Origin of the sequence: Propionispora hippei DSM 15287 (genome assembly GCF_900141835.1) — a bacterium.
In the GTDB taxonomy this organism is placed as follows: Bacteria; Bacillota; Negativicutes; order Propionisporales; family Propionisporaceae; genus Propionispora; species Propionispora hippei.
Window position 1 is genome coordinate 1 of record NZ_FQZD01000068.1, and the last position, 7,355, is coordinate 7,355.

At 40.3% G+C, this 7,355-nt stretch carries 10 protein-coding genes and 1 pseudogene; 2 read left to right on the forward strand and 9 right to left on the reverse strand.

The features are described from left to right. Positions 1–225: transposase (locus tag F3H20_RS19535; RefSeq protein ID WP_149736119.1), on the forward strand; the 225-nt coding region annotated here is incomplete at its 5' end. 91 nt (positions 226–316) lie between these two features. On the opposite strand, the gene F3H20_RS19540 is transcribed toward F3H20_RS19535, so the two are convergent. The 5 genes and pseudogenes from F3H20_RS19540 to F3H20_RS20500 form a co-directional block, all read right to left on the reverse strand. Next, a complete protein-coding gene (locus F3H20_RS19540) occupies positions 317–598 on the reverse strand; it encodes a hypothetical protein (RefSeq protein WP_149736518.1) in 282 nt (93 codons plus the stop codon). After that, positions 599–946 (reverse strand): PadR family transcriptional regulator, encoded by a 348-nt coding sequence (locus F3H20_RS19545; RefSeq protein WP_223191867.1) that lies wholly within the window; start codon positions 944–946, stop codon positions 599–601. Positions 947–1,324: 378 nt separating this feature from the next. Next, positions 1,325–1,960, reverse strand: coding sequence for a helix-turn-helix transcriptional regulator (locus tag F3H20_RS19550; RefSeq protein WP_223191869.1), 636 nt, complete (start codon positions 1,958–1,960; stop codon positions 1,325–1,327). 117 nt (positions 1,961–2,077) lie between these two features. Continuing rightward, positions 2,078–2,233 (reverse strand): annotated as a pseudogene (locus F3H20_RS20245) (helix-turn-helix transcriptional regulator); the annotation flags it as partial. 229 nt (positions 2,234–2,462) lie between these two features. After that, a complete protein-coding gene (locus F3H20_RS20500) occupies positions 2,463–2,792 on the reverse strand; it encodes a MerR family transcriptional regulator (RefSeq protein ID WP_223191868.1) in 330 nt (109 codons plus the stop codon). A gap of 625 nt (positions 2,793–3,417) precedes the next feature. On the opposite strand from F3H20_RS20500, the gene F3H20_RS20505 reads away from it, so the two are divergent. Then, the gene (locus F3H20_RS20505) at positions 3,418–3,801 is read left to right on the forward strand and encodes a 4Fe-4S double cluster binding domain-containing protein (protein ID WP_394349586.1); all 384 of its coding nucleotides are present in this window, start codon (positions 3,418–3,420) and stop codon (positions 3,799–3,801) included. A 123-nt stretch (positions 3,802–3,924) separates the two neighbouring features. Here the strand turns inward: F3H20_RS20505 and F3H20_RS19560 are convergent, their stop codons facing one another. The 4 genes from F3H20_RS19560 to F3H20_RS19575 form a co-directional block, all read right to left on the reverse strand. After that, positions 3,925–4,788 (reverse strand): hypothetical protein, encoded by an 864-nt coding sequence (locus tag F3H20_RS19560; RefSeq protein ID WP_149736520.1) that lies wholly within the window; start codon positions 4,786–4,788, stop codon positions 3,925–3,927. Between the two features lie 2 nt (positions 4,789–4,790). After that, positions 4,791–6,269 carry a class I adenylate-forming enzyme family protein gene (locus tag F3H20_RS19565; protein ID WP_149736521.1) on the reverse strand — a complete coding sequence of 493 codons (1,479 nt, stop codon included), beginning with the start codon at positions 6,267–6,269 and terminating at the stop codon, positions 4,791–4,793. 2 nt (positions 6,270–6,271) lie between these two features. After that, a complete protein-coding gene (locus F3H20_RS19570) occupies positions 6,272–6,505 on the reverse strand; it encodes an acyl carrier protein (protein WP_149736522.1) in 234 nt (77 codons plus the stop codon). A 91-nt stretch (positions 6,506–6,596) separates the two neighbouring features. Then, positions 6,597–7,355 (reverse strand): collagen-like protein (locus F3H20_RS19575; protein WP_149736523.1); only part of this gene is annotated, 759 nt, incomplete at its 5' end.

Below are 7,355 nucleotides of genomic sequence, written 5' to 3' on the forward strand. Positions count from 1 at the left end.
CAAGAAGTGAGAACACTCATTTATACAACGAATGCGATTGAGAATTTCAATCGTCAGCTGCGCAAAGTGACTAAGGCAAAATCCGTATTTCCTACTGATGACAGCTTGTTAAAAATGTTGTACCTGGCTATGATTGATATTACTAAAAAGTGGACGGGGCGACGTAAAGACTGGGGACAAATCCATTCCCAATTAGAAATATTCTTTGCCGACCGGCTGGACTAGCTTGACAGCCGGGCTAGTTTTCGTATAATGCTAACAGAGGGGCAATCAGCCTATCTGACTGTTTTGCCCTCTTAAAAAATATTGCTCTTTTTTATGCTATTTGGAGTTTACACAAAATCAGGGATACACCCTTATCTTGAACTAACTTCTGAACTAAATCGCTATCAGAATCATAGATGTTTTGCATAAATTCACTGGCAACTTCCTGAGGACTTCCCATTTGCTGCAAGAATGTATCGATATCAACGTTTTCTGCTGCCTCCATAATGTGGCAATATAAGTCTTTTTCGATTCTTTCCTTAGTCATCGAGTCGACAACCATATTTTTAAGTACTTCCGTTATAAACTTACGGGCTTTAGTTTCGTTTTCCATTTACAAACCCTCCTTATCAATATCCAGGACGGAATTTACTATTCTTTGCATTCTAACCCATTCTGCCTTCATTTTATTAAGCTCCCTGACTCCTTCAGGCGTTATTTCGTAATACTTTTTGGGCATCTCTCGCCCTTGCGGTTCCTTATAATAGCTCCTGACTAATCGATTATCTTCTAAGCGATATAAGATTGGATATAACGATCCTTCTTTCATCTTGAAAGTGCTTGAGCTCTTTTGGTCGAGGTCTTGAATCAATTGGTAACCATACATATCCATTTTGCTTAAGAGATGAAGAACAAGGATTTCTGTCACCCCTTTTTTTAATTGTCTATTTATCTCATCCACCAGCACACCCCCTAATGAACAAATACTTAGTATATCTAAATATAGAATAATACTAAATATTATTGTCGTCAAGTATTATTTTAAGAGCCAGAATACATTTTTTCACTCAGTGCTATTATTCACGATTTTCCTGTCTTACATAAACGAAGGTGCCGCAATGCTTTGCGACACCTCTCTATCCTTTCACTATATTTATTTAGACAACTGACTTATTACTGCCCTTATTCCGCTGCTTGCACCATTGACAATAGCTGATAATCGAGGTCGCGCCTTTCTTAATAGTGACTTTTCCACGATATTTTTTACCGGAATCAACAGCCTTCTCAGCAAGAACCGAAAGGATTTGTAATAAAGATAACCTGTCAGCCTCGCGACAGGTTATCTTTGATATTTTATAGCAATTTTATTTAATTCCTGCCGGAGCATTCCGCGTATATTTTGCGGGGCTAACACTTCAACATCTGCGCCAAAAGACAGGATATAGCGTATCAGCCATTCAGTTTCAGGCAAGGTGGTGGTAACAGTGAACGAACCGTCCTTATTTTTAGTAATATCTTCTTCGTTGAACTCATCATACACCCGGTATGCTCCCTCGGCAGATATATGTAGGCGCACAGGAAGCCATTTCTGCGGTTCTTGCGTCTGATCGCTGTTTGGCAATTTTTCGAAAACCTCTTTAGAGAAAACCTCCTGCGTAAGTAAAACCTCCGACATCCTTACTATTTTAAACATTCTAAATGAATTGCGGGTCAGACAGAATGCTTGCAAATACCAGGCATTTACTTTAAAAATGAGTTTAATCGGTTCAACTCTCCGGGCACTTTTTTTACCGGAAGAACCAAAATAATTGAATTCAATAATTCTCTGACTTAGGATAGCGTCCTTGATGACCGTAAATTGGCATAGTCCTTTTTCATCACTGCCCCAGGGGCTGAAATCCACCTCAATCCAATTTGTTCTATTTTTGTTGAACAGACTGCTTAACTTAGTAAGAACTTTATCTGCCTCCGGCATCTGTGCAATGGACAGACTTTGCAGTGCATATAATATCTCGTTCTGTTCCCTCTCTGAAAGAACAGATTTATCAAGAACATAGCTGTCAAGCAGAGAAATTCCGCCGCCCTTTCCCTGGACGGCATAGATTGGTATCCCGGCTGAAGACAGAGTATCAATATCCCGGTAAATGGTTCTCGCCGATACCTCAAAATGTTCCGCCAATTGATTAGCAGTTATAGATTTTTTATTGAGTAAGATATATATAATACCAAAAAGCCTGTTTATCTGCATATAATCACTCCGATCTTATTATATTATAGCCCAATAAATTGACAATATGATGTCAGGTTATTAAATAAAAATCTGTGGAGCAGTAGTTCTTACTGCCCCACAGAGCTTCCAGGTCTTATAAAACAATAAACTTTTGCCTAATGGACTTACTACTTGCACCTCGCGTTATCCCAATTCTTCGGATTTGTATCATCCTGAAGCCCATGATTTAGAATATCTAAATAATGCTTTACCTTTCTATCAATATACTGGGTTCGCTGTTTTGCCTCTTCCAATTGTGTGTGAGCATTTTTACTCTGCTCCAGCACGATTTCATAGTGGGCAGGAATCGTTGAATCTCCCGCTTGGCAAAGCTTAATATAATTTTAATGCTATCAATGGACATACCACACTCTTTCAGACATTTAACGCATATAAGCCAATCAATGGAGTCCTCGTCAAAAAAGCGATTATTATTCTTATCCCGCTGTAAACTCGGAACCAAGCCCTTGTCTGTATAGAACCGAACAGTATGCTCAGTGAGACATAATTTTTCAGCTACCTCTTTTACCGTATACATGGCTTCCTCTCTATTCTTTAAACTTTGGAATATAGTATTCTTAGCTTTCGAATGAGAAAACTCCTGCTAATTTTTTATATAAGTTGATCGCTGCCAATAAGCGTCTTATTTTATAAAAACTGAGCTATCCCTTTAAGCACCAAGACCTAAAAATCCTACTCCTCCGGTATTTGATGCGCTGGCGGCTAAATTACTGTCAGATGGGCTAAGGCATGAGCGTCTCAATAATAATCTCATACGAAAATATTTAAATGATTTTCATTACGATTACTCTACAATATTACCAAATGCACAATCAATAATTGTCGCAGCAATACCACAACCAATTACAATCCTTAGATTTACATGGCAAAAAAAAGAACAAAAAATTATTGTTCCCCCCACTTACATTTATACGAAGGCAGAAAAATTTGTAATCAGTATTGTCAAAAATGTATTAAGCCAGGAAAATTATTCTCTTATTCATGGAAAGCTTCCGTTAAAAATTCTTGCAGTGAGAAGCGGACTAAGTCAGTACGGTAGAAATAATATTTCTTATATTTCCGGTATGGGAAGCTTCTATCGCCTGACTGCTCTAATATCTGATATGCCATACGACACAGTTACATGGCATGACATACAAATGATGCCACACTGTAACGAGTATTGGGCATGTTTAAATAGTTGCCCAATAAAGTGTATTGACAGAAACAACAATATTATCGATGCATCACATTGCCTTACATATATCAATGGAAGTTCTGAACCATTCCCTAACTGGATTAACTATACCTGGCATAACTCTTTAGTCGGATGTATGCGCTGTCAGCTAGCATGTCCCCAAAACCGAGATCACAATATAATAAAAGATGTTAAAGATTTCTTGTCTGAATCTGATATAGATGTTCTATTACACAAGGACGATTTTGATAAACTTCCTAGAAAAATCTATGACCTTCTAAAAAAAGTGAACCTTACTGACTATGAACTCACAATTTTACAAAGGAATCTTAAGGCATTACTCACCTAATAAATTGCTAGCTTTAAATCTATTTCATTCTATTTGTAATAATTGTATATCTAAGCTGAATCCTACGTCAATAACTTTGCATTATCCTCGTTTTAATTATATCTGTGAACTATAATTTCTTCGCTAAACAGTCGGCAAGTCGTGCAACTTCCTGGCAATGCTCATCTCTTCTGCAATTAGTTCCTTAAAATATTCACATACTTCACAAATAAGAAACTGATTATCCATATTCAAAGAAGCCTTGAATAAACCATGCTTTACTGCTGCCCATTTCCGAAAGAATTCCTTGTGGAAACATTGATCACATTGTTCTCCTGGCAACGGCATAGTTTGAAGGTAGTGAAGATAAAGATACCGGTTGTTACTCAAAGCATCGATGTACTTTGCCAGCAATTCCCCATTTTTCTGTTTTCCATGAGAACATTCCATGATTTGGGCAAGGAGCTTTTCCTGTGTTTCGGGATGAGTCTCCAGAATTTTCTGTGCCTCCTGCCGAATGTCCACTGAGAAAGTTTTTTTTACCGATTTATCAATCCGGCAGATATCAGAGGCATAAGCAATCAGATGTTCTTCCGTTATCTCCAGATTTTGTTTATCATAGGTGGGGTCAAAGCAGGAAAATAACATTTCATTTTCTTTTCTGGCAATAAAATAATGAAAACTGTGCATAGTTTGATAAAAAGGCACCCACGGAATGAAAAACGCATCCATTCCCACTATCAGCAATTGTCCCATGGGCATTCCAACTACTTTTTCCTTTATTTCCCACCCTGAGCAGCAATTGATAAATCTCATACTGACTTCCATGGATGCCAGATTTTTCGGCAATCTTTGGGATAAATACAAACGATGGACCTGATCGTAGGTAAAGTCGGTCTCTGACCATAAATCTGCAAAAACCTCCCGGTAATCCGCGCCTGTGAAAACAGCAGCATTAACCAGGCAGGAGGAATAGCAGTTCAGTCCCTGAAAAAATATCAGGCTCATGTCTACTCTCCTCTTTTTCTCTCTATTTTTCCAGTCATCGTTTTTCTGATCATATCTACTATCTGTATTTTACGGGGCTGCTTGACGCCTGACAAATGTGTTTTACAGTAAGTCCTGATTTTTTCTTCAAGCTTTTCCCTGCAAACGGATGCATCCTGTGGAATGATGTCTGCACATACAATCTCATTTCCTGTAGAATCGACCTTTCCATAGACAACACAGTCTGCTGCAAGCAGACTGTTCAAAATGCAGGTTTCCACTTCCTCCGGGTGCACGTTGAACCCTCTGACGATAATCACATTTTTCTTTCTTCCACAGATATACAAATAGCCGTCCTCATCAAGATACCCGATATCACCTGTATACAAACAGCCATTTTTTAATACCTTCTTCGTCTCCTCTTCATTTTTATAATATCCTGACATTACATTGGGACCCTTTACAAGAATCTCCCCCACGGTATAAGGTGCAGCTTTGATCATCCCATCAGCTTCAATAAAAATGGTAACTCCCTTTATCGCCTGCCCTACCGAATCCAGCTTTTCTGTGCTGGGATTCGTACATTTTGCAATAAGAGGAGCAGCCTCTGTCATTCCATAGCCCTGCCAAAGTTGTATTCCTGGATAGGCATGCAAAAGTCTTCGCAGTGCCTCTCCGGAAACTTTGCTTCCTCCGAATCCGAAACATTTTAAGCCGTGAATATCATAAGGGACAGGCCTGCCTGCTGTCTGTTCCATCAAAAGCGGAACCATTGCTCCGCCCTCATAGTGGGTCACGCTGTGTTTTTCGACTGTTTTATAAAAAGTGTCCAAAGTAAAGCCTTCTTTAAGGAGAACGATAGGAAACGATTTCATAAGACAGGCACACAAAATCATCAATCCATATGCAGTAGAAAGAGGGGCGGCTAGGATATAGCGGATTTTCTTCTCAGGCATGTTTTCAAAGCACATTTTATCAATATACCCCTGGACAGAAGACTCAATATTCCGCTCCGAAAGCGATACGATCTTAGCTCTGCCTGTCGAACCGGATGTGGGCAGGAGAATCATAGGTTCATCCTCTCCCGTATCATTCGGGCAAAGAATGTCTATCACTCCTTCCGGCTGGCATTCCTCTATGTAAATGATCAGTAAATTAGAAATAGACAGAGCTTTTATCTCTTCCATAACCGGGCGGAATGTACTGGAAGTAATGATAATATCGGTTACCGTCTGTTTGAGCAACGGTATTATTTCATGCCTTGTCAGATGGGCATTAAAAGGAAAAGCGGTTTTGCCCAACCGGATGATACCAAAAAGAGCCGCAATAAAATCGCTCCCATCCGGTAAATAGATGGCGGCATTTTCCCATGGACTCTGTGGCAAGCGGACTTCTATTGCCCTGGATTTTTGAATAAGGTCCTGAAACGTAATGCAGATTTCTCCGTCAATCACTGCTGGTTGCTGCAGCTTTGTCTGGTTCAAAAACAAATTTCTAATCATTTTTAGTTCTTCTCCTCAACCTTTTTCTCAGTAAGCGCAATCAGAAAACCGACTTCCAGACACGCCTCCATTTCCGTAATACCAAAAATAATGGAATACTTTTTTTCTATAGCAAGTAAAAGCTGGACAAATGAAAGGGAATCAAGCCCCAGGTCCTTGTACAGATTGTTTTTTATGTCAGAAACCGGCAGTTTGGCTGTTTCTCTTATCATCCGGATCACTTCATCACGAATCATCGTCCCAAAATCCCCTCCTTATCCTTTTGGCTATTTCGTACAAAAAAAGACCTGCATCCTGCTATCAGGCCGGATGCAGGCTTTCTGTTATTTATTCAAGCAGAATTCCTCCGCTGACCGAAAATTGGACGGTTGTTTCCGTGGTAACGCCTTCTGCCCTAATTCCCATAATAACTCCAACAAGAGAACCAGCTGGAATGGGTTCATTAATCTCTGTCAAGGAACCGCTTACCAGTGTGTATTTAGGAACCACACCACCACCTGCCGGAGCTATAAAAGGAGACGAGTATGTTATGGTATTCTGCAGTATGGTAAATACCATTCCACCTGTTAACTGACCGGGCGTAGCTGAAGTTAAAACTGTAAGGGCGGCAAATGGGTACACACTAACTCCGTCTTCCAGGTTAACTGCCGCTTTAGCTCCAAACAACACATACAGATTTTTTACCACTGCGTCATAAGGCATAACAAACGTACAACGATAAAATTGTGTGTAATTAACAGAATTAAACGTAATCGTCCCTGCCGCCCAGTCACCGGCCTGAAGCTGTGTCGGATCGCTGGAAACAACAGGATTTGCTTCAAATCCGGCAAATTGAATAATTGACGGATTTCCCTGAGCATCCGTACTAACCTGGGCCTCACTATTTTCGATCGAAAATGGAATTACTCCTGAATTCCTGATACTTCCTGGTCCTTCAGGACCAGTGGCACCAGTGACCCCAGTGGCTCCAGTAGACCCGGTAACCCCAGTGGCTCCGGTATCTCCAGTGGCTCCAGTGGACCCGGTGGCTCCTGTATCTCCGGTAGACCCGGTAACCCCAGTAGCTCCGGTATCTCCGGTATCTCC

Bases quoted from the DNA above. Each gene is read 5' to 3' on its own strand.
- F3H20_RS19540 (WP_149736518.1), bottom strand. From the start codon at position 598: ATGGAAAACGAAACTAAAGCCCGTAAGTTTATAACGGAAGTACTTAAA.
- F3H20_RS19550 (WP_223191869.1), bottom strand. From the start codon at position 1,960: ATGCCGGAGGCAGATAAAGTTCTTACTAAGTTAAGCAGTCTGTTCAAC.
- F3H20_RS20500 (WP_223191868.1), bottom strand. From the start codon at position 2,792: ATGTATACGGTAAAAGAGGTAGCTGAAAAATTATGTCTCACTGAGCAT.
- F3H20_RS20505 (WP_394349586.1), top strand. From the start codon at position 3,418: ATGCCACACTGTAACGAGTATTGGGCATGTTTAAATAGTTGCCCAATA.
- F3H20_RS19560 (WP_149736520.1), bottom strand. From the start codon at position 4,788: ATGAGCCTGATATTTTTTCAGGGACTGAACTGCTATTCCTCCTGCCTG.
- F3H20_RS19565 (WP_149736521.1), bottom strand. From the start codon at position 6,269: ATGATTAGAAATTTGTTTTTGAACCAGACAAAGCTGCAGCAACCAGCA.
- F3H20_RS19570 (WP_149736522.1), bottom strand. From the start codon at position 6,505: ATGATTCGTGATGAAGTGATCCGGATGATAAGAGAAACAGCCAAACTG.